Below are 24,165 nucleotides of genomic sequence, written 5' to 3'. Positions count from 1 at the left end.
CCGGCCATTCCGATTGCATATCGGCTGGATCGGATTCCGGTCTACGGGTTGATAATGGGCAAAACATCCCAATCCACCCCGCTCACGGACCGGTGATAGTGTGCCGCGGCGCCCTCCTGCCGACTCGCGCACCTGGCCGCGCGCGCTCGCTGCGGTCACGGTGGCTGTGGCCATGGCCCTCGCCCTGCCGGGGGCGGGCTCGGCCGTGCGCGGGAACCCCGGCCCGGCGGGCGTCGCGGTCGGCGACGTTCCCCTGGCGTCGTCCGCACCCGAGCCTGGCGGCGCACCCCCCACGGGCGGTTCCGTGCTGCCACCGGAGCGGAGGAACGAACTCGCCGCACGGGTCGCGTCGATCATCGACGGGCACGGTGTGCGCTGCGGCGTCGCCGTGCAGGACCTGCGCACGGGCACCACGTTCAGCCACGCGCCGCAGGACCCCTTCTACACGGCCAGCACGGTCAAGCTGACCATCCTCACCCTGCTGCTCCTGCGCGCCGAGGAGGAGGGGCGCGCCCTGACCGCCTCCGAGCGCGCCGAGGTCGAGCGGATGATCCGCTACAGCGACAACACGGTCACCGACGGCCTGTACCTGCGCGCGGGCTTCACCGAGGGATTCGAGCGGGGCGCCCGCAGGCTCGGCTTCACCGGCACCGAACCGCACCCGCGCGGGAGGTGGGGGGCCACGCTCACCACGGCCTCCGACCAGATCCGCCTGTTGCGCGCCCTGTACACGGACGAGGGTCCGCTACCGGAGAAGGACCGCCTCTACGTGCGCGCACTGATGGAGTCGGTCGCCCCCGAACAGGCGTGGGGGGTCAGCGCGGCGGCCGGACCCGCGGACACCGTGGGCCTCAAGAACGGCTGGGTCCCACGCCGGAGCAACGGCGGCCTGTGGAACATCAACAGCGTGGGCTACGTGGTAGGCCCCGACCGGGAGTACCTGGTCGCCGTGCTCTCCGACGACCACCCCGACTACGTCTCGGGCGTGGGCATGGTCGAGGAGCTGGTGTCCCTGGTGACCGGGGTGCTGGAGGCCCCCGGCGTCCCGGTGGGCCCCGGGGCTCCGGCGGCGGCCATCGGGTGACCGCCGCCGGGGCCGTTCCGCGGGACCTCAGCCGAGCGGCCCGCCGCTTGTGCGCTATCTACTGATCTGGGACCGCGAGGGCTTCCTGTCGCCCTTGGATACCGCTGAGCTGACCCCGATGGGCCCAGAGATTCCGCGAAGAGAGTGTGACCGTGGGTGATCGGGCGCTAGTGTTGGCGCAGTTCTGACACGGTGGGAGCCCAGAGTGCGTGAACTGCACGACTTCGAGATAGAGCCAGAGGTACGTGACTGGCTTGACAGTCTGAGCGACAGTGACTTCAAGCGTGTGGACGAGGTCGCCGGGATGTTGGCCGAGCGGGGGAGTGGACTGGGCGGTCCTTGGTCAGACCATCTGGAGGGTCCGGTATGGGAGCTACGCCTTCGCTTGCGAGGAGTGGCCGCCCGTGTAACGTACTGGTGCAGGCCTGACGGCAGGATCGTACTGCTCACAGTCTTCCGTAAAACGAAGCAGCATGATCAACGGCAGATCGACAGGGCGGTTCGGGCCCAGAAGATCTGCGCGAACGAGCATGACGGGCCGGTCGTTGAGAGCTACGAGAGGCGGGTGTGATGGCTGGTTACCACACGCGTTGGGTGCGTCCGGATCCTCGGCCCGAAGACCCGGAGCGGATCGCGATTCGGGAGGCCCTTGCTTTCGGTAAGGCACTGTATGACCGGCGGACGGCTCTGGGGCTCTCCGTTGATGAGCTGGCTGAACGGGCGGTCATGACTCCCGACGAGATCGAGTGCATCGAGGAAGGCGGGACTGCGCCGACCGTCGACCTGCTGCGCCGACTCGCGGCAGCGCTCAACGCGGATGTCCGACTGACGGCCGGACACGACATCGACTCGGTCTGGTTCGAGCCGCACGCGGCCTGACCTATTCGGAAGTGGACACAGACGTGGGAGGGGTCCGGGCCCCTCCCACGCGAGCGTCAGGCCGAACGGGCCGCCGCTGATGTACTACGCGCTAACCGAGCGGCTGTACTCTCCTCATGAGAGCGGACCGCCCGCGACATAGATGACCTGCCCGGACACGAAGCCCGCGCCCTCACCCGCGAGGAAGGCGATCGTGTCGGCGATGTCCTCCGGCACGCCCACGCGCCGCACCGGGATCTCGGCGGCCTTGACCTCCTTCATGGCCGCGTAGTCGACGCCGATCCGCTCGGCCGTCGCCCGCGTCATGTCCGTCTCGACGAACCCCGGCGCCACCGCGTTGCACGTGACGCCGAACTTGCCCAGCTCGATGGCGAGGGTCTTGGTGAACCCCTGGAGGCCCGCCTTGGCCGCTGAGTAGTTGGCCTGCCCGCGGTTGCCCTGCGCGGAGGAGCTGGACAGGTTGACGATCCGGCCCCAACCGTGCTCGGTCATGTGCGCCTGGACGGCCCGGCTCATGAGGAACGCGCCCTTCAGGTGCACGTTCATCACGGTGTCCCAGTCCTCCACCGACATCTTGAACAGCAGGTTGTCGCGCAGGACCCCGGCGTTGTTCACGAGGATCTGCGGCGGCCCCAGCCGCTCGGCGACCGCGTCGACGGCGGCCGCCACCTGGTCGGCGTCGGACACGTCGCAGCCGACCGCGAGCGCCCGGCCGCCCTCGGCGGTGATCCGGTCCACGACCGCCTGGGCGTCGGTCTCCTTCAGGTCCAGCACGGCCACGGCCCGGCCCTCTCGCGCCAGCCGCTCGGCGGTGGCGGCGCCGATCCCTCGGGCGGCGCCGGTCACGATGGCCACACGGGGTGTTGGGGACATGGTGTTACCTCCAAGGTTCACGGGTGGGCGCGGGGGAATCCTACCGTCATGCCTACTGGTCGGTACGTCATCGGGGCGGTGAATGCGGAAGTTCTCCACGACCCCCTGACGTGCGCCGAAAACCTCGGCCACGATTGCTGTCCCGGTTTCGCTGCACATTGTCACCCGTTGGCCTACGATTGCCTCCAGGGCCAGGGTGCACGTGCATTCCAACCGTGCAGCGGCACGCGCTGAGGAGGTCGTCGCGCCGATCCTCGGCGCGGAGCGCGGACCTTCCGTCGATATCCGAAAGCGTACGACCGGAGGGGCGGGTTCGGAGCACAGGCGCCGGTGAGGAGTGGAAGGCATGGAATGTGCGGAGGCGGTGGCGGAACCGGCCGGCAGCTGGTGGTTCAGAGTCCTGAAGCACGGTTCCAGCCGCTGGAACACGCCCGTGTGCGGTGACCGCCACGACGCCGTCACGTGGGCCTTCGAGTCCCGGCCGGATGCCGTGGGAGCCGCACGGGAGATATCCGAGGCCCTTCTCCGCGAATGGGAGATGGGGTACTTGTCCGGCGATGTCGCGGTCGTCGTTTCCGAATTGGTCACCAATGCGGTCCGTCACGGCGCACCGCTGCCGGTGGCCAGGAGGGGTGAGAGCGGTATTCAGCTCTCCCTCATGCGCAGCGGCCGAGAATTCATCTGCGCGGTTCGCGACGGTGGAGAACGGTGGCCGCGCAGACGGCAGCAGGATCTCACCCTCGAAGGCGGGCGAGGGCTTGCACTGGTGAGTGCTTTCGCGCGAGAGTGGGGAGTGATTCCGACACCTCCCAGCGGAAAGTTCGTATGGGCGCAATTCGTGTGAGGTGCTCCCGGGATCCGGTGGACGACCTCCCAGCCGCCCGCCGTGCCCGCGACCGGTCGTTGGGCCCCGGGACGGTCCCGGTGACCGGATGTGTCTCCGTGCGTACGGACGCATTGGCTATATCGTGTACGTGTGGTGTCCTGACCGCGCGGCAAAGGTGTCCGATCGGTCAGGATACCCTTGTTCGGGGAATGACAGAGAGGCGGCGAAGGTGGATATCGCTCGATTGCGCAAGGGGAGTGGCCCCACCGTGCGTCGCATGCTCCTCGGGCACGAGCTTCGGCAGTACCGCGAACAGCGCGGTATCACCCGTGAGGACGCGGGCAACCGGATTCGCGCGTCCGCGTCCAAGATCAGCCGGATGGAACTCGGCCGGGTCGGTTTCAAGCTGCGGGATATCGAGGACCTCCTCAAGATGTACGGGGTCGCCGACCGCAAGGTCGTCAGGCAATTCCTCGAAGTGGCCCGTGAATCGAACAAGCCGGGCTGGTGGAAGGAGTACGGCGACTCCCTGCACAAGTGGTTCGTCCGCTACGTGGGTTTCGAGGAGGCGGCCGACCACATCCGGATCTACGAGTCCCAGTTCGTGCCCGGCCTGCTCCAGACCGAGGAGTACGCGCGCGAGATCATCACCGGGGGCGTCGAGACCGACATGGTCACCGAGCAGCGGATCGAGGCGAGACTGCGCAGACAACAGCGGCTCGACCGCGACAAGGACATGCGTATGTGGGTCATTCTCGACGAGGCGGCCGTGCGCCGACCCATCGGCGGCAAGTCGCGCGGTCGGGAGATCATGCGCGGACAGATCCGTCGGCTGATCGAGTTCTGCCGCGACTACGACAACATCACCCTCCAGATCGTCCCCTTCGTGGTGGGCGCGCACGCCGCCGAGGCGGGATCGTTCACCCTCCTGCGCTACTCCGACTTCGAGTTGGCGGACCTGCTTTACCTGGAGCAGTTGACCGACGGTGAGATCGTCGACCGCCGTAGCGTGGTGGAGGCCTACACCAAGGCGATGACCAGGCTGAGCGTCGCGGCGGCCACGCCGGACGAGACGCTGGAGATGCTTGAAGAGATGCTGGCGGACCTGGAGCGGGACTGAGGGCCACGCGTCCGAACGGCGCGGTACTCCTGTGCCCGGCGCCTCGTGTGACCGGATCCGGCGCGGGTCGCGCGCCTCGGGGGTCCCGGACCTCGCCCACGCCGCGCGCCCGGTGATCGCGCGGTCGTGGACCCGTCTGTCCCGGGGGCTCCGCCACGATGGCGGAGCCCCCGGGCGGCGCGGCCGCCCGGCCAGGGTGAGAGAGTCCCTGTGCGGCCGCTCGGTCGGACGGTCGTCCGAAGGAGAGCCCGGACCGCGCCGTCGGACCGCTGGGACGTCAGCTCAGCAGGTTGTCGAAGTCACCGTCCTTGGCGCCCAGGATGAGACAGTCGATCTCCTCCTGGGTGTAGACCAGTGCGGGCCCGGAGGGGAAGCGGGAGTTGCGCACGGCGATCGAGCCGTCGCTCAGTCGCGCCATCTCCACGCAGGCCCCCTGGGAGTTGCTGCGCTTGGCCTTCTGCCAGGCCACACCGGTGAGTTCGGTCGCGGTGATGCCGTTGTGTGCGCTCATGTGCTCTGCTGCTCCTTTGTCGCTTGAGGGGAGTGCCGTGCTGATGCACTGACATATGCACGTGCATCGGCACTGTCGCGATTCCCAAGACTAGCGTGACGGCGGCCACTTGTCCCGGGCTTTCGTGCGATGTAAGCGCCATGTAATCGGCCGTCCGGCGCGGAGCGGCGCGTGGTGGGACGAACACCCCGACAAGGTGACAGAACAGGCGGGCCAAGACGGCGTTCCCGGAGCGTGGGAGGGCCCGTGCGAACGGGTGAGCCCCACCGGCCGGGGGCCGGTGGGGCTCGGGGAGGGGAGGGGAGGGAGAAGGTCCTGTTCGGTCAGCCGCAGTCCAGGGCCGTGGTCAGCGCGGCGAGATTGCCCCGCATGATCGACGGGTAGTCGTCACCGGGCGACCGGTCGGTCACGCCTTCGAGCGGGTCGAGGACAGCCACCTCGGCGCCGGTCTCCGCGGCGATGGTCTGCGCGGTCGCGGCGGGCATCAGCGGCTCGGTGAACACGGTCGTGACGCCGCGCTCGGCGACGGTGTCCGTGATCGCCGCGATCTGCGAGGGAGAGGGCTCGGTTTCGGGGTCGACGCCGCTGACGCCGATCTGCTCCAGCCCGTGGGCCTCGGTGAGGTAGGCGAAGGCGGTGTGGTCGACGACCACCTCGCGGCGCGCGCACTCGGCGAGGCCGGCGTCGTACTCCTGGCCGATCGTCTCCAGTTCGTCGGTGACGGCCGCGGCGTTGCCCTCGTAGGTCTGGGCGCCGTCCGGGTCGAGTTCGGCCATCCGGTCCGCGAGGGCGTGGGCGGCCTCCGCCATCAGGCCGACGTCGAGCCAGAAGTGCGGGTCGAGGTCGCCGTGGTCGTGCCCGTCGCCCCCCGCGTGGCCCTCCTCCTCGGAGCGGGATTCCCCGCCTTCCCCCTCGTGGGCGTGCTCGTCCTCGGAGTGGGCCTCCCCGCCCTGCTCCTCGTGGGCGTGCACCTCCTCGCCCTCGTGGTCGTGTCCACCGTCGTCGCCGACGGCGTGGAGTTCGACGACGTCGGCGACGTCGAGCGCGGCCTCCGCGGCCTCCTGCTCGACGGCCTCGTCCACGGCGGGCTGGAGCCCCGAGACGTAGAAGGCGATGTCCGCCTCGCTGACCTCGCCGATCTGACGGCCGGTCAGTTCGAGGTCGTGGGGTTCGGCGCCGGGCTCGGTGAGCTGGGCGACGGCCACGCGGTCGCCGCCGACCCGTGCGGCGAGCCACTCCAGGGGGTAGACGCCGGTGACGAGGCCCAGCTCGGCGTCCTCCGCGCCTTCGGCCACGCCGTCGCCGCCGCACGCGGTGATCATCATGAGTGTCGCGGTGCCGAGGGCGGCGGCCCGCACGGTTGTCCCAGTTCGCATGGGACCATCATGAGGACAATGAAAACGGTTGTCAATTTGTCCGCTAGGTGGGGAAGATCCGATACCGGCCGTGCGGCCCACCGTCCCGTCAGTCCGCCTCGGCGAACCGCTCCACGTCCTCGGTGCGGCCCGCGACCACGATCACGTCCCCCTTGCTCAGCACGGTCTCCCGGCTGGCGTAGGTGAAGGCCGCGCCCCGGTGCTTGACCGACACCACCGTGATCCCGTACTTCTGGCGGACCCTGGTCTCGGCCAGGGGCCTGCCGATGAGCTCCTTGGGCGCCTTGGTCTTGCCGAGGGAGAACCCCTCCTCCAACTCGACGTAGTCCAGCATCCGCCCGGACACCAGGTGCGCGACCCGCTCGCCCATGTCGTGCTCGGGCAGGACCACGTGGTGCGCCCCCACCTGTTCGAGGATGCGGCCGTGCCGGCGGCTGACCGCCTTGGCCCAGATATCGGGAACGCCGAGGTCGACCAGCTGTGACGTGGCCAGGATGCTCTCCTCCAGGTGCGAGCCGATCGCGACGACCGCGTGCGTGAACTGCGCGGCGCCGATCTGCCGGAGGGCCTCGTCGTCGGTGGCGTCCGCGATGACCGTGTGCGTCAGCGCGTCGGCGAACATCTGCACCAGGCGCGGGCTGGAGTCCATGCCCAGCACCTCCCAACCGTGGTTGACCAGTTCCAGGGCCATGGAGCTGCCGAACCGGCCCAGGCCGATGACCAGGATGCGCTTGTCGGATTCCTTCTTGGTGTGCGGCACGGGGCCTTCCTCCGGTGACTGCGTGTACGGATGTTCAACCGATCATCGTCCGGCCCTCGGCCAGGTCGTAACGGCGCTTGCGTTCCCGGAAGGCGATGGCGGTGACGAACGTGACCGGGCCGATGCGTCCCGCGATCATCAGCACGACCAGCAGCAGCTGGGCCCACGGCGGCAGATCGGGCGTGATCCCCATCGACAGGCCGACCACGCCCACGGCCGAGACCACTTCGAACAGGGTCTCCATGAACGTGAACGCCGTGGTGTGCAGGAAGAACACGGTCGTCACCGCCACCACCGTCATGGACAGGAAGGTCAGGCTCAGGGCCTGCCGGATGATGTCCGAGGGGAGGCGGCGGCCGTAGACGTGGACGCGGTCGTGCGCGCGCACCTCCGACCACAGGACGAGGAAGAGGACCGCGAGCGTGGCGACCTTGATGCCGCCCGCCGTTCCGGCGCTGCCGTTGCCGACGAACATCATCATGATGGTGAGCAGGAGCGTGGAGTCGTTCATCGCCCCGGTGTCGGTGACGTTGAAACCGCCGCTGCGGGGCATGACCCCGTGGAAGAACCCGTCGGTGATCCGCGCCCACCAGGCAACCCGCCCAGGGTGTCCGGGTTGCCCCACTCCATCGCGATCACGAGGACGCCGGTGACCAGGAACAGGAGCGCGCTCGTGACGATGGTCAGTCGGGTGTGCAGGCTCCAGTGCCTCGGGGCGCGCCAGTGGCGGCGCAGTTCCAGGAGCACGGGGAAGCCGATGCCGCCGAGGACGACGGCGACGGCCACGGCGCCGAGGATGACCGGGTCCCCGGAGAAACGCGTGAGGCTGTCGTCGTACAGAGACAGGCCCGCGTTGTTGAACGCCGACACCGAGTGGAAGAACGCCGAGTAGGCGGCCTCGCCGAACCCCATCCCGTGGCGCAGCCACATCGCGGGCATGACGACCGCGAACGTTCCCGCCTCGATCACCAGGCAGACCAACGCCACCCGGCTGACGATGCCGCGCACGTCCCCGACCGCGAGCGCGCGGTTCTCCGCCTGCACGTTGAGTTGCATGCGCAGGCTGAACCGTTGCACGAGGGCGGAACCGAGCAGGGAGGCCAGGGTCATGATCCCGATGCCGCCGACCTGGATCAGAGCGATGAGCACGAGCTGACCGAAGACGGACAGGTCGTCGCCGATCGAGATGACCGAGAGGCCGCAGACGGCGAGTGCGGTGGTCGAGGTGAACATCGCGGCGACGAAGTCCAGCCCCTCGCCGTCGGTCGAGGCGACGGGCGTCATCAGCAGCGCCGCACCAAGGAGGTCGGCGGCCACGAACATCAGCAGGAAGGCGCGGGCGGGCTTGCCCCACGCGCTGCGCGGCCGGTAGGGCGAGCGCTGGTCGGAGGAGCGGCGGCGCGCGCCCAGAAAGATCCGGTACAGGAGGCGGTCCATGAGCCGCCGGGTCGCGCTGGCCGTCTGCGCGGCGCTCGCGCGCGCCCCATCGGGAACCCACCGCATGATCCCGTTTCCACCCGAGTTTCCATTTGCGCCTTGTCCGGACCTGAACGATTCTGCCATCAGGTATGGACCGAACGCGTCACCGAACGCGGGTCGTCGTCGGTGCTCAGGCGTGTCTGGCGCCCTCGTGGTCGGCGTGGCCGGGCGGCTCCAGCTGCAGGGTCGAGTGTTCCACGTCGAAGTGCCCGGTCAGGCAGGTGTGCAGTTCGTCGAGCATCCGTCCGCTGTCCCGGAGCCGTTCCTCGTCCACCACCACGTGCGCCGACATCACGGGCACGCCGGAGGTGATGGTCCACGCGTGCAGGTCGTGGACGTCGACGACGGAGGGGTGGCCGAGCAGGTGTTCGCGGACCTCGCCGAGGTCCATCCCGCGTGGGGTGGCCTCCAGCAGGATGTGCACGGCCTCCCTGAGCAGCGACCACGCGCGGGGGACGATGATGGCGGCGATGGCGAGGGAGATGAGCGTGTCGATGCGGCTCCACCCGGTCAGCCACAGCACGACCCCGCCCACGATCACGCCGACCGAGGCCAGGGCGTCGCTCATCACCTCGACGTAGGCGCCCCGGACGTTGAGGCTCTCCTCGGCCCCCGAGCGCAGGACGAGCAGCGCGACGACGTTGGCGACCAGACCGACACCGGCCACGAGCACGATCCCGGGGCCGGACACCTCGGCCGGCGACCGCAGCCGGTCGACCGCCTCGATGACGATGAAGCCGCACAGGGCGAAGAGTGCGAGCGCGTTGACGGCGGCGGCGAGGATCTCCGCCCGCTGGAAGCCGAAGGTCCGTTTGGTGGTGGCGGGCCGGGCCGCGATCCACACGGCGGTCAGGGCCAGGGCCACGCCGAAGGAGTCGGTGGCGGTGTGCCCGGCGTCGGCGAGGAGGGCGAGACTGCCGCTGACGAGGGCGCCGCCCACCTGGATGGCGGCGACGGTGAGCATCAGTCCCAGGGCGAGGGCCAACCGCCTGCCGTTGGCCGCCCCGGCGGTCACCGTGCCGTGCCCGTGCCCGTGTCCGGCACCCATCGCGTACCCCTCTCGCGGGCGGAGATGTCGGTGGCTCCGCCCCGGCGTGACGAATGATTCAGTCACCACTGTTTATACAGTCGAAGCTGTCTATACAGCAACCTATGTACAATGATTTTCATGTTGACCTCCGAGCAGCGCCTGTCCGCCATCCACCGCCTGGGGCGCGCCCTGTCCGACCCCACCCGCTGCCGCCTGTTGCTGGCCCTTCTGGACGGCCCCCACTACCCCGCGGGTCTGGCCGACCAGCTCGGGCTCACCCGCCAGAACGTCTCCAACCACCTGGCGTGCCTGCGCGACTGCGGCCTGGTCCGCACGCAGGCGCGGGGGCGCCAGGTCAGCTACGAGCTGGTCGACGCCTCCCTCGCGCACGCCCTGGACGACCTGCTCCGTGTCGTGTGGGGGACGGCGCAGCCGCACGTGCCGGTCGACGAGCGGTCCTCCGTGGCCTGAGCCCCGGCAACGGGTCCGCGGCGCGGTCCGCCGAGACCACGTCAGTCCGCGGTACTGCGACGCGTGCCCGACTTTCGTCGGGTGCCGACCCTGACGTAAGGCTGACGTCTCCCTGAGAGATCCCTGAAGTGGGCCGGAGAAGCGTAAGTCCAGATATAACGCGACGTATGGTGTGTGGTGCGCCCGATGGACGCGCAAGCCCGACCCCCGGCCCCGTCCTCGGAAGACCACCACGACCCCAGCGACGCCCGACGACCGGCCCGACCCGCCGGCGTCCGCGGTGTGCGCACGCGCCCGCACGGCCACGGGGCGATCCAGACCACCACACGGCAGCGATGAGGAGCGACAACCCCTCATGTCCAGATCGGCGACAACTCACTGTGCCGCGGGTCGGCCCCCCACGGGGACCCCGGCCCACGGAACAGAAGGGACGTACACGTGAACCGCCTGTCGAACGTCTCCCTCGGCAACCGGGCGCTCATCCTCCTCATCACCCTCGCGGTCATGGCCTTCGGCGTGCTCGCCGCCATGAGCGTCAAGCGTGAGCTCTTCCCCGAGTTCTCGCTGCCGATGGTCACGGTCACCGCGACCTACGAGGGGGCCACACCCCAGGTGGTGGAGGGCCAGGTCGCCGAACCCCTGGAGCGGGCCGTCCAGGGCGTCGAGGGGATCACCGCCGTCACGTCCACCAGCGGCACCGGCACCGCGACGATCCAGGCCGAGTTCGACTACGGGATCGAGCAGGCCGAACTGGTCCGCAAGACCCAGGTCGCGATCGACCAGGTGGAGGGCTTCCTGCCCGAGGGCGTGGACACCAGCGTCTCGTCCATGGGATCGAGCATCCTGCCCGCCCAGCTCCTCGCGGTCAGCAGCGACACCCTGGAACAGCGGGACATGGCCTCCACCGTGGAGACCGTCCTCATCCCCGAGATCGAGTCGGTCACCGGGGTGCGCTCCGCCGTCCTCATCGGAGTCGAGGAGGAGCGGGTCGAGATCACCCCGGACACCGGGGAGCTGGAGTCGGCCGGCCTCACTGTGCGGGACATCGCCCAGGCACTGGAGGGCAGCGGTCTGCTCCAGGCGGGCGGCACGATCGACGAGGACGACCGCACGCTCAGCGTCACCACCGGCGAGCAGCGCACCAGCCTCGAACAGATCGAGGACGTGTGGATCCGGTCCGCCCAGAGCGGAGCGGCGATGTCCGCCGCCCCGGTCGCCGCCGAGCCGGTCCAGCTCTCCGAGGTCGCCGACGCGGCGCTGGTCCCGCGGGAGCCCAGCGAGATCTCCCGCGTGAACGGCGAACCCGCCGTGATGCTTATGGTCATGCCCACCCCGGACGGCAACACCGTCGACATCTCGACGGGGGTGGAGTCGGTCCTGGACGACCAGGCCGACCTGCTCGGGGACGGCATCAGCATCACCCCCGTCTTCGACCAGGCGCCGTTCATCAACGAGTCCATCGAGGACATGTTCCACGCCGGCCTGATGGGCCTGGTCGCGGCCGTCATCGTGATCCTGGTCTTCCTGCTGTCGATCCGCTCCACACTCGTGGTCGCGGTGTCGATCCCGGTGTCGATCCTGGCCACCTTCGTGGGCATGCAGGTGTTCGGCTTCACCCTGAACATGTTCACCCTGGCGGCGCTGACCATCGCGATCGGCCGGGTCGTCGACGACTCGATCGTGGTCCTGGAGAACATCCGCCGCCACATGGGCTACGGCAAGGAGCGCATGGCCGCGGTCAAGGACGGTGTCCGTGAGGTCGCCACCGCGGTGGCCTCCTCGTCCTTCGCCACCATCGCCGTGTTCCTGCCGATGGCCTTCGTCGGCGGCGAGGTCGGCGAGATCTTCACACCGTTCGCCGTGACCAGCTCGCTCGCGCTCGGCGCCTCGCTGCTGGTCGCGCTCACCCTCACCCCGGTCCTGTGCTACTGGTTCATGCGGCCCGAGGACGTCGGTGACGCCACACAGGAGGAGATCGAGCTCCGGCAGAGCCAGGCCGAGCTGCGTTCGCCGCTCCAGCGGGTCTACGTCCCGATCATCCGCTGGATCACCACCAAGCGCAAGAGCGCGACCGCGATCATCCTGGTGGCCGCCTCGGTCGTCTTCGGCGGCACGGTGCTCATGGCGCGCGCATGGAGACCGACTGGCTCGGCGAGGCGGAGCAGAACACCTACAGGGCCGTGCAGGACCTGGAACCCGGCACCTCCCTGGAGACTGCCGACACCGAGGCGGCCAAGGTCGAGGAACTGCTCGCCGGCATGGCGTGGGTGGACGACTACCAGGTCAGCGTGGGCGGCAGCGCCAACCCGATGACGGCTGCCGGCACCGACCGGATCAGCTACACCGTCACCGCCGACCCCGACACCGACCAGCTGCGCAACCGCGAGGTGCTGCGGGAGGAGTTCGCCGCCCTCGACACCGAGTACGAGCCCCGGCTCGACGCCTCCGGCGGCATGGGTGGCTCCGCGCTCGAAGTACGGGTCATGGCGGAGGACCAGGCGGCCCTCGCCGAGGCGGCGGACATGGTCGAGGAGGCCCTGCGCGGCATCGACGGCGCCGACGACGTGGTCAACGGCGTGTCCGCCTCCCAGGCGGCGCTGGAGGTGCACGTCGACGCCGAGGAGGCCGCCGAGCTGGGCCTGAGTGAGGCCGCGGTCGGCCAGGCCGTCGCCGCGGCCTTCGACGGCCAGCGCGCGGGCACAGCGACCGTCGACGACGTCCGGCGCGACGTGGTCGTGCTGGTCGACGAGGCGCCGGAGTCCCGCGAGGAACTGGAGGACCTGACTCTGACCACGCCCACCGGGCGCGAGGTGAGTCTGGACCGCGTCGCCGACGTGGAGGAGGTCGTGCAGCCGCCGGAGTTGACCCGGATCGACGGCGTCACCAGCACCACGGTCTCGGCCAGCCCGACCGCCTCCGACCTGGGAGCGGTGAGCGCCGAGATCGGTCAGGCCCTGGACGAGCTGGACCTGCCCTCGGGCGCACCGTTGCGCTGGCCGGTGTCAGCGAGGACCAGACGGAGGGCCTCCTGCAGTTGGTCATGGCGCTGCTCGCCGCCATCGTCATCTGCTACCTGATCATGGTGGCGACGTTCAAGAGCCTGATCCAGCCGCTCCTGCTGCTGGTGTCGGTGCCCTTCGCGGCGACCGGTTCGCTGGGCCTGCTGATGCTGACCGGCACACCGCTCGGCGCGGCGGCCATGATCGGCATGCTCATGCTCATCGGCGTGGTGATCACCAACGCCATCGTGCTCATGGACCTGATCAACCAGAACAGGGCCAACGGCATGGCGCTGGGCGAGGCGATCGTCGAGGGCACCCGGCACCGCCTGCGGCCGATCCTCATGACGGCGGCGGGCACGATCGCGGCGCTTGTGCCGCTCGCCACCGGTCTGACCGGCGGCGGGGCGTTCGTCTCCGGCCCGGTCGCGATCGTGGTCATCGGCGGTCTGGTCTCGTCCACCCTGCTGACGCTGGTCCTGGTCCCCGTGTCTACCAGCTGGTCGAGGCGGGCAAGGAGCGGCGTGCGCGCAAGCGGGCGGTCCGTCGCGAGCGCCGTCGCGCCAAGGACGCGGCCAGGCGGGGCGTGACGGGGGCGGCCGGTCCGTACCGGAGATGAACGGGGCTTCCGGGCCGAACGGAACCGGGGGTTCGGGCGATCTCACGGGCGAGCCCGTCGGTCGCTGACGGCGCCGGCCCCTCCGGGTGATCGGACATCACTGGGGGCGTTCCGCACACGGTGCGGGGCGCCCCTCGCCGACGCGGCGGCCCGTCCGGCGGTGTGCGGTGCGGATGTTTCACGCGGTCACCGGGGCGTTGATTTGTGCTCTCCGGGCACTCCAGGCAGTCTGCGTCACATGGACGAATCGAACAAGAGCCTCGACGACCTGGTCCGCGACGAGCTGGGCGAGGAACCGTCCCAGGAGGCCAAGGACTACGCCCGACGACTGTACGAACGCTTCCGCCTGCCCGCGACCTCCGACGCGGGCGGCGTGAACGCGCCCGCGACGGAGTGACGGCGACGCACGGATCAGGCGCGGCGGCGTACCGCCGAGACGGTCCCGCGTGCCGTCCTCAGAGCGGGTCGCCGTCGCGCTCCCACACCAACTCGAACCAGACCCTGCGCCCCATCCCGTCGCCGCGGGGCTCGGTGCCCCACGCGCTGGAGAGCGCCTCGACCAGATCCAGGCCCCGACCGTGTTCCTCGGTGTCGTAGGGGTCCCGGTGCTGGGGCTGTGGCGACTCGGAGAGATTGCCCAGGTCGCGCACCTCGACCCGGGCCCAGCCGGGTGCCTGGTGGACACAGACCTCGAACTTGCCCGTCGCGCGGCCGGACGCGCTGTGAGTGATGGCGTTGGTGGCGAGTTCGCTGGTGAGCAGGGTCGCCGTGGTCAGCTCGGGGCAGGACGAGAGCTGACGAGCGACGAAGCGGCGTGCGTAGGCGATCTGGCTCGGCAGGCCCGGGAACCGGCGTCTGACCGGTCTCGTCGCGGTGGAGGTACGGGTCGGGGTGGACTCTTCCATGGTTTTCGCCGGACGTGGGGCGGACGGGACATGGGGGGCGAGATCGGGAATGGGTCCGGCGGCGGGGTAACGGCCTCCGGTTCGAGGGCGTGTCGGATGACCGGGGAACCCTGGGCTGCGATGTCACACATGGTGGGTTTCACTTCCCGATGGCGTGTGCGCTGCTGACGGGACAGGGTGCGCCGGGCCCTCGTGGCGTCCATGCCCGACGAGGCGGGTCACGGCGCGGAATGGACACACGGATCGGTGCTCCCTGGGTCAGGGAGGGAAGTGGTCGGGTGCCACGGGGCGCACGGTGTGCGTGGGTCGGCGAGTGTAGCGGGCGGAGCCGTGCGGCTCCCCGCTGGGAGGGGGTGGGGCCGAGGGGCGGCCCGTGATGGATGGTCATATTTGGTGAGGGATGTGCCCTACGACACTGGAGGGCGCATCAGCGCTTAGCATACGCTCTGTACCTCCCCCGAAACCCGGTCGGCCTGGCGTGGACAGGATATCCAGCTCTGAACTGGAAAAAGGGGGGTTCCGGTCAGGTCGTGACGAGGATCTCGGATGGGCGACGACAACGTTTCGTGGCTGATGGGACGCGCGTGGTTGGGTAACGATTCGATGAATCTCACCTGAACTCTGGTTCTCACGCGGTCTTGCGCCCTGTATGTCCGAAGCGACAGGGTATGTCGCATGGCCTCCCGTCGCCCCCCACTGCCCCCGAACCAGAACCCACGGCTCCGGTCCCACGCCACGCCGCCACCCTCCACCGCCCCGGAGCGGCGTGGCGGAGAGTCGGGTCCCTCCACACGGAGCCCGCGGTGCGCGCTCCCCGCACGTCCCCTCTGCCGCATGGCTGGGCGTCCAGATCGATCGCGCCGTCCGCCTCTTCGAAGAGGGCACGGTCCTGGTGGGCGGTTCTCCCGCGCGTGCCGTGCGCCTCACGACCGACCAGGCCAGCGCGTTGATCCGCTGGTCGAGCGGGGCTCGGCCCGTCGGCCGCGTCGAACGCTCGCTGGCCCGGCGCCTGGTCGACGCCGGACTCGCCCATCCTCGGCCCGAGCGTGACGCCGTCCCCGTCGAGCCGGGCACGGTGGACGTGGCCGTCGTCGGCCAGGCCGGATCCGCCGCGCTGGCGCGGACCCTGGACGCCCTCGCCGCAGACCACCCCGAGCTGAGCCCCGTGGTGGTGGGCGCCACCGGTGAGTGTGCGTGGGTCGCGCGGGCCCGTGGCGCCCGGACCGTCCCGGGTCCCCCCGGGGGAGCGGCGGCCCGAGCCGTCGCGCTCGACGCGTGCTCCGCACCGCTCCTGGCGTTGCTGGTGGCGGGCGCGCGTCCCGGTCCGGGGTGGCTGGAGGCGGCGCTGGGCCACTTCGCCGACCCCGGTGTGGCGGCCGTCCTGCCGCGCGTGCTGACCGCGCGTCCGAACGCCCCCTCGTACGGTGAGATGACGATCGCCGCCGTCGCCGCCGACCGGGCCGGGGCCGACCGCGGGGCGGATCCGGCCGCGGTCCTGCCGTGGGGCCGGGGAACGGCCGGGACGGGAGCGCCGGGCACGGCCAACGAGCACACCGAGGCCGATCCGCTCAGCCCGGTGGACACCCTGGTCCTGCGCCGGGCGGCGGTCGAGCGCCTCGACCCCGGGTTGGGTGCGGGAGCCGAGGTCGACGCGCTCTGGCGGCTGGCCGAGGACGGGTGGGCGGTGCGCTACGAGCCCGGATCGCGGGTGTGGAATCCACCGGTCACGGACCTGGGCGGGTACCTGCGCGCGTGTTTCGCGCGCGCAGCGGCGGCCGGACCGCTCGCGCGGGGGCGGTGCGAGCGCGCGGCCGGTCCGGACCTCCCGTGGCCGAGCGCGGTCGGGCTCGCCCTGGTCGCGGCCGGACGACCGGGGCTGGCCACGGGCGCGGTCGTGCTGGGGGCTGCGGGCGCGGCCTGGGAGCTGTCCCGGGTGTCGCCGGAGACGCTGCCCGAGGCGCTGCGGCTGGCCGGGCATGACCTGTTTCACACGGCCAGGACGGGCGGGCGGTGGGTGCGGGGGACGTGGTGGCCGGTGTTGGCGGCCGTAGCTGTCGGGGCGGGCGCGGTCGCGCTACGGCGGTCGGGACCCGGGACGCGGCCGCCGGCGTCGCGCCGGACGGTGCTCCCGTCCTCCTCGGCCGTCGTGCGTTTCCGGGCCCCGCGAGCCGCGACCCCGTCCCGCCGCGCGCGGTGGGTCGCCGTGGCCGCTGGCGCGGCGCTCACGTTGCCGCACCTGGGGGCCTGGCACCGGGGCCGGGGGGCGGCCCTGGTGGACCCGGTGTCCTGGACCGCCCTGGCCGTGGCCGGGGACGCCGCCCGATCCCTGGGCGCCTGGTGGGGCGTGGCGCGGTCGGGTTCGCCGGCGCCTCTGGTGCCGGGTTCACGGCCGGTGGCGGTGCGGACCCCTGCCCACGGCCGTGGCGGAACCGCGGACGTGAGGGAGAGTGCGCTCTCGCTGGCGAGCGGTCATTAACTGTGTCTACTCTCATTCACGAAAATCGGTTGTGTTAAAAGCGCGATTAGTGACTATCCCGAGACGTCGGACCTGCTTTCGGTGTGCGCTGCATGGTGCCGGTTATGTGTATCGTGCAGAGATTTTTAATGTTTTCCCCGTTGGAACGTTTTGCCGAGTTTGGCCCATGTGACGTCCGACATCGGAAGGCTTGCGGTGTGCGAGGAAGTTTTCGCAGGTCAGTGTGGTGCATCGTGGCTTTGCGTCGCGAGTCTCTTACTGTGAGTACAAGCCTTGACAATGCGGTTGGTGGTTGACCCCCATGAAGGCACCGTTGTCTTTTCTTGATGGGGCGGTGACCTCCGAGTGTCCAGTCATCCCGCAGACTCTTGACATTCCGGTCACGGAGCGTGAATCGGAAGGAAGTGTGTTTCGTTGGTCACTGGGCGTCACCTCGCCCGTGGTCTCGGGATCGCGAGCGCTCAACGGTGGGACCCACCCGAGCGGCGCGCCCTCGGTGCCACGGACACCCCGGTGATCAACGGCGGAACTGGTGAAGAGCGCCGGGTTCGGTGCGAGGTTCGGAGACAGTTTTGGGCAAGTTCCTGGCCAGGCGGCTACTGAACTACGTCGTGTTGATCTTTCTCGCGACGAGTTTCGCCTACCTCCTGGCGGCCACCAACCTGCACCCGCGCGGGTACTTCGAGCAGATGCAGCCACCGCCCTCCCCGGAGGCCGTCAACGCCCAGCTCGACGCGCTCAACCTCAACGACCAGACCCCCATCGCCCAGCGCTACGTCACCTGGATGAGCGGTGTCGTCGTCGGCGACTTCGGCCAGACCATCCAGGGCGGAGACGTCACCGAGGAGATGTGGATGAAGGCCGGGGTCACCCTGCGCCTGATCACCGTCGCCACCATCCTCGGCAGCGCCGTCGGCATCGCCGTGGGCGCCTACGCCGCTGTCCGGCAGTACCGCGGGTTCGACAAGGTGTCGACGGCCGCCGCGTTCTTCGTGCTCTCGGTGCCCACCGTCGTGATCGCGCTCGCCGTCCAGGTAGGGGCCAACGGCATCAACGACCTCCTCGGGTTCCAGCTGCTGCGCTACTCCGGTGAGTACTCGGCGGGATTCCAGGGCAACGGGTGGGAACTGCTGCTCAACCGGATCCACCACGCGGTCCTGCCCACGTTCGTGCTGGCGGTGGCGCTGTTCGCCGCCTTCGCCCGGTACCAGCGGAACATGATGCTGGACGTGCTCGGTTCCGATTTCGTCCGTACGGCGATGGCCAAGGGGCTCACCCGCAGGGCGGCCCTGTTCAAGCACGCTCTGCGCACCGCGCTGATCCCCACCATCACCTACTTCACGTTCACCTTCGGCGCCCTGGTGTCCGGCGCGACCTTCACCGAGAAGATCTACGGCTGGCACGGCATGGGCGCCTGGCTGATCGACTCCATCTTCAGCCAGGACGTCCACGTCGTGGCCGCCGTCTCCTGGTTCATGGCGATCACGATCATGGCGGCGTCCTTCCTCTCGGACATCCTCTACGCCTGGCTCGACCCGAGGGTGCGGGTGTGACCGTGACACCGACCCCGCCCAACAGCCACGTACCGCCCCGCACCCACGCGGCATCCCTGCTGGAGACCACGCCATGAGCACGACCCACGTGAGCAAGGAGCACCTGGAGGCGCCGGCCGCGCCCCCGGCTCCCAACCGGCTCAAGGACCTGGGCCGCCAACTCCTCGGAACCCGGCGCGTCATCGTCGGCCTCGTCCTGCTCGCGCTCCTCGCGCTGTTCGCCTTCCTCGGCCCGCTGCTCAGCGGCTGGGAGGTCGGCGAGCGCGACTTCACCGACATGCTCGCCGCGCCGTCCCCCGAGCACTGGATGGGGACCAACGAGACGGGTCAGGACATCTTCACCCGGACCACGGCGGGTCTGCGCAAGTCCCTGTTGATCGGTCTTCTCGTCGCCGTGCTCACGACGGGGTTCGCGGCCCTGGTCGGCTCGTTCGCCGGCTACTTCGGCGGACTCGTCGACAAGGGCCTGATGTGGGTCGCCGACCTGGCCCTGGTCCTGCCCAACTTCGTCATCCTCGCCATCCTGTCCACCCACTTCGCCGGCAACGGCGGCTGGTTCGTCCTGGTCATCCTCCTGGCCGTGTTCAGCTGGATGGTCACCTCCAAGATGGTCCGGGGCATGACCATCTCGCTGCGCGAACGCGAGTACATCCACGCCGCCCGCTTCATGGGAGTTCCCCCGCACCGAATCATCCTGCGCCACATCCTGCCGAACATGTCCTCCCTGCTCATCGCGGACGCCACGATCATGGTCAGCGCCGCGATCATCGGGGAGACCGCGCTCAGCTACTTCGGACTGGGCGTGCACGCCCGACGTCAGCCTCGGCGTCGTGATCGCCGCCGGTTCGCGGTTCGCCACCACGGCTGGTGGATGTTCGCGTTCCCGGCGATGCTGCTGGTCGTGATGGTGCTGGCCGTGAACATGATCGGGGACGGGCTGCGCGACGCCCTCGACCCGTCGTCCAAGTCGCGCCGGTCCTAGGACGTGCTCCGTGAACACTCGCCCGACCACACCTGGTGCCAGCGGCACTCCCGCCGCGTTCCCACCAGTCGACAGCCAAACCCGGGCTGACTCCTTCGTCGGCCTCGCGTCAGCACCACTGGATGCGCCGCTCGTGACGGACGGCATCCACGGAACACGTCCTGGGGGCGACACACATGAGCACTGACACCGTGACGACCACCGACGCCCCGAGCACCGGGCGCGGCGACGACGCCCCCGTCCTGGAGGTCACCGACCTCACCGTCACCTTCCCCGGCCTGAACGACACCACCGACGTGTACGCCGTCCGCGGCGTCAGCTACGCGATCAGCCGCGGCGAAGTGCTGGGCATCGTCGGCGAGTCCGGCTCAGGCAAGTCCGTGTCCTCCATGGCCGCGATGGGCCTGCTGCCCGACCACGCGAGGATCACCGGGTCGGTCCGCCTGCACGGCGAGGAGATCCTCGGGCTGGACGACCGTGCCATGGCACGCAAACGCGGCCGGGTCATCTCCATGGTCTTCCAGGACCCCCTGTCCGGCCTCACACCCGTGTACACGGTCGGCGACCAACTCGCCGAGGCCGTGCTCGTCCACGACCCCAAGACATCCAGGGCCAGGGCGCGGGCGCGGGCGGTCGAGCTGCTCGAACTCGTCGGCATCCCCAACCCCGAGCAGCGGTACCGCTCGTTCCCGCACGAGTTCTCCGGCGGTATGCGCCAGCGCGTCATGATCGCCATGGCGATGGCCAACGACCCCGACGTCATCATCTGCGACGAGCCCACGACCGCCCTGGACGTGACCATCCAGGCGCAGATCCTGGAACTGCTGCGCACCGCCCAGCGGGAGACCGGCGCCGCCATCGTGATGATCACCCACGACCTCGGCGTCGTCGCGGGGTTCGTCGACCGCGTCCTGGTCATGTACGCGGGCCGCCCCGTCGAGATGGGCGCCGTCGACGAGATCTACTACAGCAGCCGGATGCCGTACACCATGGGCCTCCTGGGCGCGGTGCCCCGGATGGACCTGGACCGGCAGGGCGCGCTCGTCCCCATCCAGGGGACCCCGCCCTCGCTGTCGGACCTGCCACCCGGCTGCCCCTTCGCGCCCCGGTGCCCGATCGCCCAGCCCGAGTGCGAACTGGCCGAACCCGACCTCCTGCCGATCGGCGACCAGCCCTCCGCGGAGTTCATCCGCGCCGTCCACGACGGAACGCCCGCCCCCGCCTCCGCCGCCGACGACGTCCACGACACGGGGGTGCAGCGGTCGGCGTGCGTGCGCTCGGGGGAGATCGCCGAGAACGCGTGGACGGCCCGGGACATCTACCCGGTGCCGGAGATCCCCGACACCCCCGTCTCCGCCGTGCGCCGGGACGACCGGGCCGAGATGCTGCGGGTGGCGGAGCTGATCAAGCACCATCCGCTCACCAAGGGCACCGTGTTCCGGCGTCGTGTGGGCACCGTCTACGCCGTCGACGGGATCGACTTCGACATCCGCGAGGGCGAGACCCTCGCCCTGGTCGGCGAGTCCGGCTGCGGCAAGTCCTCCACACTCATGCAGATCATGGGGCTGGAGCGGCCACAGGGCGGCACGATCGAGGTCATGGGTCAGAACACCGCCGGACTGAGCCGGTCCGCCCGGTTCGCCCTGCGGCGGGACATGCAGATCGTGTTCCAGGACCCGATGAGCTCCCTCGACCCGCGGATGCCGGTCTTCGACATCATCGCCGAACCGCTGCGCACGCACGGCGAGTCCCCGTCCGAGGTCACCCGGCGGGTGTACGAACTCATCGACCTGGTCGGCCTCAACACCGAGCACGCCACGCGCTTCCCCGCCGAGTTCTCCGGCGGCCAGCGCCAGCGTGTCGGTATCGCCCGTGCCCTGGCCCTGGAGCCCAAACTGCTGGTCCTGGACGAGCCGGTCTCCGCCCTGGACGTGTCCATCCAGGCGGGCGTGGTCAACCTCCTGGAGGAGCTCCAGGCCAGACTCGGCCTCGCCTACCTGTTCGTGGCGCACGACCTGTCCGTGGTGCGGCACATCGCCGACCGCGTCGCCGTCATGTACCTGGGCCGGATCGTGGAGATCGGCGACACGCACTCGATCTACACCCGGCCCTCGCACCCCTACACCCAGGCGCTGCTGTCCGCCATCCCCATCCCCGATCCGGAGAAGGAACGCGCACGCACGCACATCGTCTTGGACGGAGACCTGCCCAGCCCCGCCAACCCCCCCACGGGCTGCAGGTTCCGGACAGGTGCCAGAAGTTCATCACACTCTCCGCGAACGAACAGGAGCAGTGCATGACAGTCGAGCCGCGGATCCTGCCCACCAACGGTGGTGACCAGGGGGCTGCCTGCCACTTCGCCGAGGGGCGGCAGGTCGTCTGACGGCGGCCCGACACGGCACGGCCAGCGCCGCCCCGCGCGCTGGCACTATCACCCCTGAGAGGAAGATCCCCATGCGAATCGGGAAGGCACGTCACCTCGCCCCCGTCGCCGCCCTGGTGATGCTCGCCAGCGCGTGCGGCGGAGGCGCGGACGCCGAGAACGACACCGAGCAGGCACAGGAGGACCTGGCCGCGCTGCCCGCCCAGGACCTCAACCCGGCTCCCAGGGAGGACCTGGAGGACGGCGGGGACTTCGTCTGGGCCATCAGCGGCTACTACGAGCAGCACAACATGGCGCACACACAGGGCAACCTGGCCGACGTGCGGCGGATCTCCAGCGCGGTCCTGCCGAACGCGTTCCGTTGGGACGCCGAGGGCCTGCCCGAGCCGATCACCGAGTTCGTTCAGGACGCCCAGGTCAGCGAGGACGGCCTCGAAGTCGCCTACCAGCTGAACCCGGACGCGGTGTGGTCCGACGGCGAGCCGATCACCTCGGCCGACTACGAGGCCCAGTACCTCACCTGGTCGGGCCAGCGCGAGGGCGAGTTCGAGATCGGCTCCACCACGGGGTACGACCTGGTCGAGGAGTTCGTCGAAGGCGACGACGAGTACTCGTTCACACTGGTCTTCGCCGAGCCCTACGCGGAGTGGCCGTCCCTGTTCTCCCCGCTGTACCCGGCGGAGTACATGGAGGAAGAGGAACTCTTCGAGGAGGGATACTTCAACGACTACCCGGTCACCGCGGGCCCGTTCGGCGACGTGGAGTTCGACGCCACCACCGAGCGGATCACCGTGAACCGCGACGGGGACTGGTGGGGCGAGCCCGCCAAGCTGGACCGGATCATCTTCGACTCCCTGGCGATCGACGCCACCGCGACCGCTTTCGACAACGGTGAGATCGACGGCTTCTACCTGGGCTACGACGCCGCGGGCTACGAGCTGCTGCGTGATCGCGAGGGCAATGGCGCCTACTTCACCCGCGCCGTCAACCACGGTCACCGGTTCGTCTCGGTCAACGCCGGCAGCCCGGAGCTGGAGGACGTGCGCGTTCGCCAGGCTCTGGCGCTCGGCATCAACACCGAAACGCTCGCCGAGGCCGCGCTCGGACCGATCGAGTGGCCGATCACTGGCCAGGTCAACCGCCTGCTCCGCTCGACCCAGTACGGCTTCGGGGACAACAGCGGTGAACTGGGCGGCTACGATCCCGAGCGCGCGAGGGAGCTGCTCGACGAGGCCGGGTGGACCCTGGAGGAGGGCGCGGAGTTCCGCACCAACGAGGACGGCGACACCCTGACACTGACCTGGGTGGCCTCCGACGACTTCACCCTGGCACAGAACGAGGCCGACATCGGCCGCGAGATGCTCGCCGAGGTCGGTGTCGAGGTCGACGTTCAGCAGGTGCCCGGAAACGCGCTGTTCCCCGAGTACATCGTTCCCGGCAATTACGAGCTGGCCACCTTCGTGCTCGTCGGCGCCAACCCCTACGCCGGGGACTCCTCGGGCAACTACGGCGGCCCGGTGAGCGGGGAGGGTGAGGACGCGGACTGGGGCAACAACCTCAGCTTCCACTCCACCCCGGAGATCAACGACCTGTTCGACGAGCTCCAGGCCGCGACCGACCCGGACCGGTACGCCGAGATCGCCAACGAACTCGACGCGGCCGTCTGGGAGGAGGTTCTGACCATCCCGATGTTCGAGCGTCCCGGTCTCTACGTCATGGATGAGAACCTGCGCAACTGGGGTGAGTTCGGTCTGGCCTCCAGTTACGTCTACGAGGACATCGGCTGGCTCGCCGAGTAGGTCCGTGACCGCCAGGAGACGGTGAACACCCGGGTGTCGG

The 24,165-nt window shown here is 69.8% G+C and carries 18 protein-coding genes and 3 pseudogenes; 14 read left to right on the top strand and 7 right to left on the bottom strand.

Features of this window, described 5'->3' with window-relative positions; genetic code table 11:
• Positions 1-100: 100 nt before the first annotated feature.
• From BJF83_RS24505 to BJF83_RS24495, 3 genes are all read left to right on the top strand, one after another.
• Positions 101-1,084, top strand: coding sequence for a serine hydrolase (locus BJF83_RS24505; RefSeq protein WP_075928174.1), 984 nt, complete (start codon positions 101-103; stop codon positions 1,082-1,084).
• 205 nt (positions 1,085-1,289) lie between these two features.
• Positions 1,290-1,655 carry a type II toxin-antitoxin system RelE/ParE family toxin gene (locus BJF83_RS24500; protein WP_075928173.1) on the top strand — a complete coding sequence of 122 codons (366 nt, stop codon included), beginning with the start codon at positions 1,290-1,292 and terminating at the stop codon, positions 1,653-1,655.
• The gene (locus tag BJF83_RS24495; RefSeq protein WP_075928203.1) at positions 1,655-1,963 is read left to right on the top strand and encodes a helix-turn-helix domain-containing protein; all 309 of its coding nucleotides are present in this window, start codon (positions 1,655-1,657) and stop codon (positions 1,961-1,963) included. Before BJF83_RS24500 ends, BJF83_RS24495 begins: the two co-directional genes overlap by 1 nt.
• 114 nt (positions 1,964-2,077) lie before the next feature.
• Here BJF83_RS24495 and BJF83_RS24490 read toward each other — a convergent pair whose 3' ends face one another.
• On the bottom strand, positions 2,078-2,836 hold the full coding sequence (locus BJF83_RS24490; RefSeq protein ID WP_075928172.1) for an SDR family NAD(P)-dependent oxidoreductase: 759 nt from the start codon (positions 2,834-2,836) through the stop codon (positions 2,078-2,080).
• A 346-nt stretch (positions 2,837-3,182) separates the two neighbouring features.
• Between BJF83_RS24490 and BJF83_RS24485 the strand changes: the two genes are divergently transcribed.
• Together BJF83_RS24485 and BJF83_RS24480 are read left to right on the top strand one after the other, a co-directional pair.
• Positions 3,183-3,680 carry an ATP-binding protein gene (locus BJF83_RS24485; RefSeq protein WP_075928171.1) on the top strand — a complete coding sequence of 166 codons (498 nt, stop codon included), beginning with the start codon at positions 3,183-3,185 and terminating at the stop codon, positions 3,678-3,680.
• A gap of 259 nt (positions 3,681-3,939) precedes the next feature.
• Positions 3,940-4,782 (top strand): helix-turn-helix transcriptional regulator, encoded by an 843-nt coding sequence (locus BJF83_RS24480; RefSeq protein ID WP_075928170.1) that lies wholly within the window; start codon positions 3,940-3,942, stop codon positions 4,780-4,782.
• A 277-nt stretch (positions 4,783-5,059) separates the two neighbouring features.
• On the opposite strand, the gene BJF83_RS24475 is transcribed toward BJF83_RS24480, so the two are convergent.
• The 5 genes and pseudogenes from BJF83_RS24475 to BJF83_RS24455 form a co-directional block, all read right to left on the bottom strand.
• Positions 5,060-5,293, bottom strand: a complete 234-nt coding sequence (locus tag BJF83_RS24475; protein WP_075928169.1) for a DUF397 domain-containing protein — start codon at positions 5,291-5,293, stop codon at positions 5,060-5,062.
• 323 nt (positions 5,294-5,616) lie between these two features.
• Complete coding sequence (locus BJF83_RS24470; protein WP_075928168.1) at positions 5,617-6,669, bottom strand: metal ABC transporter substrate-binding protein; 1,053 nt, start codon at positions 6,667-6,669, stop codon at positions 5,617-5,619.
• Between the two features lie 88 nt (positions 6,670-6,757).
• Positions 6,758-7,429, bottom strand: a complete 672-nt coding sequence (locus BJF83_RS24465; RefSeq protein ID WP_075928167.1) for a TrkA family potassium uptake protein — start codon at positions 7,427-7,429, stop codon at positions 6,758-6,760.
• A gap of 34 nt (positions 7,430-7,463) precedes the next feature.
• Positions 7,464-8,866: pseudogene (locus BJF83_RS24460) on the bottom strand (TrkH family potassium uptake protein).
• Between the two features lie 172 nt (positions 8,867-9,038).
• Positions 9,039-9,956 carry a cation diffusion facilitator family transporter gene (locus BJF83_RS24455; RefSeq protein WP_075928166.1) on the bottom strand — a complete coding sequence of 306 codons (918 nt, stop codon included), beginning with the start codon at positions 9,954-9,956 and terminating at the stop codon, positions 9,039-9,041.
• Positions 9,957-10,076: 120 nt separating this feature from the next.
• Between BJF83_RS24455 and BJF83_RS24450 the strand changes: the two genes are divergently transcribed.
• The 4 genes and pseudogenes from BJF83_RS24450 (at position 10,077) to BJF83_RS28055 (ending at position 14,424) form a co-directional block, all read left to right on the top strand.
• Positions 10,077-10,409 carry a helix-turn-helix transcriptional regulator gene (locus BJF83_RS24450; protein WP_187347214.1) on the top strand — a complete coding sequence of 111 codons (333 nt, stop codon included), beginning with the start codon at positions 10,077-10,079 and terminating at the stop codon, positions 10,407-10,409.
• A 438-nt stretch (positions 10,410-10,847) separates the two neighbouring features.
• Entirely contained in the window at positions 10,848-12,722 is a 1,875-nt protein-coding gene (locus tag BJF83_RS31370; RefSeq protein ID WP_394329383.1) for an efflux RND transporter permease subunit, read from the top strand.
• Positions 12,617-13,998, top strand: a pseudogene (locus tag BJF83_RS31365) (efflux RND transporter permease subunit). Before BJF83_RS31370 ends, BJF83_RS31365 begins: the two are co-directional and overlap by 106 nt.
• Positions 13,999-14,265: 267 nt before the next feature.
• Positions 14,266-14,424 carry a hypothetical protein gene (locus BJF83_RS28055; protein WP_187347213.1) on the top strand — a complete coding sequence of 53 codons (159 nt, stop codon included), beginning with the start codon at positions 14,266-14,268 and terminating at the stop codon, positions 14,422-14,424.
• 58 nt (positions 14,425-14,482) lie between these two features.
• On the opposite strand, the gene BJF83_RS24440 is transcribed toward BJF83_RS28055, so the two are convergent.
• On the bottom strand, positions 14,483-14,932 hold the full coding sequence (locus BJF83_RS24440; protein WP_075928164.1) for an ATP-binding protein: 450 nt from the start codon (positions 14,930-14,932) through the stop codon (positions 14,483-14,485).
• 766 nt (positions 14,933-15,698) lie between these two features.
• Between BJF83_RS24440 and BJF83_RS24435 the strand changes: the two genes are divergently transcribed.
• From BJF83_RS24435 to BJF83_RS24415, 5 genes and pseudogenes are all read left to right on the top strand, one after another.
• Positions 15,699-17,408 (top strand): family 2 glycosyl transferase, encoded by a 1,710-nt coding sequence (locus BJF83_RS24435; RefSeq protein WP_262391851.1) that lies wholly within the window; start codon positions 15,699-15,701, stop codon positions 17,406-17,408.
• Between the two features lie 572 nt (positions 17,409-17,980).
• Entirely contained in the window at positions 17,981-18,961 is a 981-nt protein-coding gene (locus tag BJF83_RS24430; protein ID WP_075928163.1) for an ABC transporter permease, read from the top strand.
• A gap of 73 nt (positions 18,962-19,034) precedes the next feature.
• Positions 19,035-19,943 (top strand): ABC transporter permease, encoded by a 909-nt coding sequence (locus BJF83_RS24425; protein WP_075928162.1) that lies wholly within the window; start codon positions 19,035-19,037, stop codon positions 19,941-19,943.
• Positions 19,944-20,119: 176 nt separating this feature from the next.
• A pseudogene (locus tag BJF83_RS24420) lies at positions 20,120-22,326 on the top strand (dipeptide ABC transporter ATP-binding protein).
• A 71-nt stretch (positions 22,327-22,397) separates the two neighbouring features.
• Positions 22,398-24,125, top strand: a complete 1,728-nt coding sequence (locus tag BJF83_RS24415; protein ID WP_075928161.1) for an ABC transporter family substrate-binding protein — start codon at positions 22,398-22,400, stop codon at positions 24,123-24,125.
• The last annotated feature ends 40 nt before the right edge of the window (positions 24,126-24,165 follow it).

It is taken from the genome of Nocardiopsis sp. CNR-923 (genome assembly GCF_001942255.1).
Lineage (GTDB): Bacteria > Actinomycetota > Actinomycetes > Streptosporangiales > Streptosporangiaceae > Nocardiopsis.
Note: the sequence above shows the minus strand (reverse complement) of the source record. Positions and strands in the feature narration are given on the sequence as shown.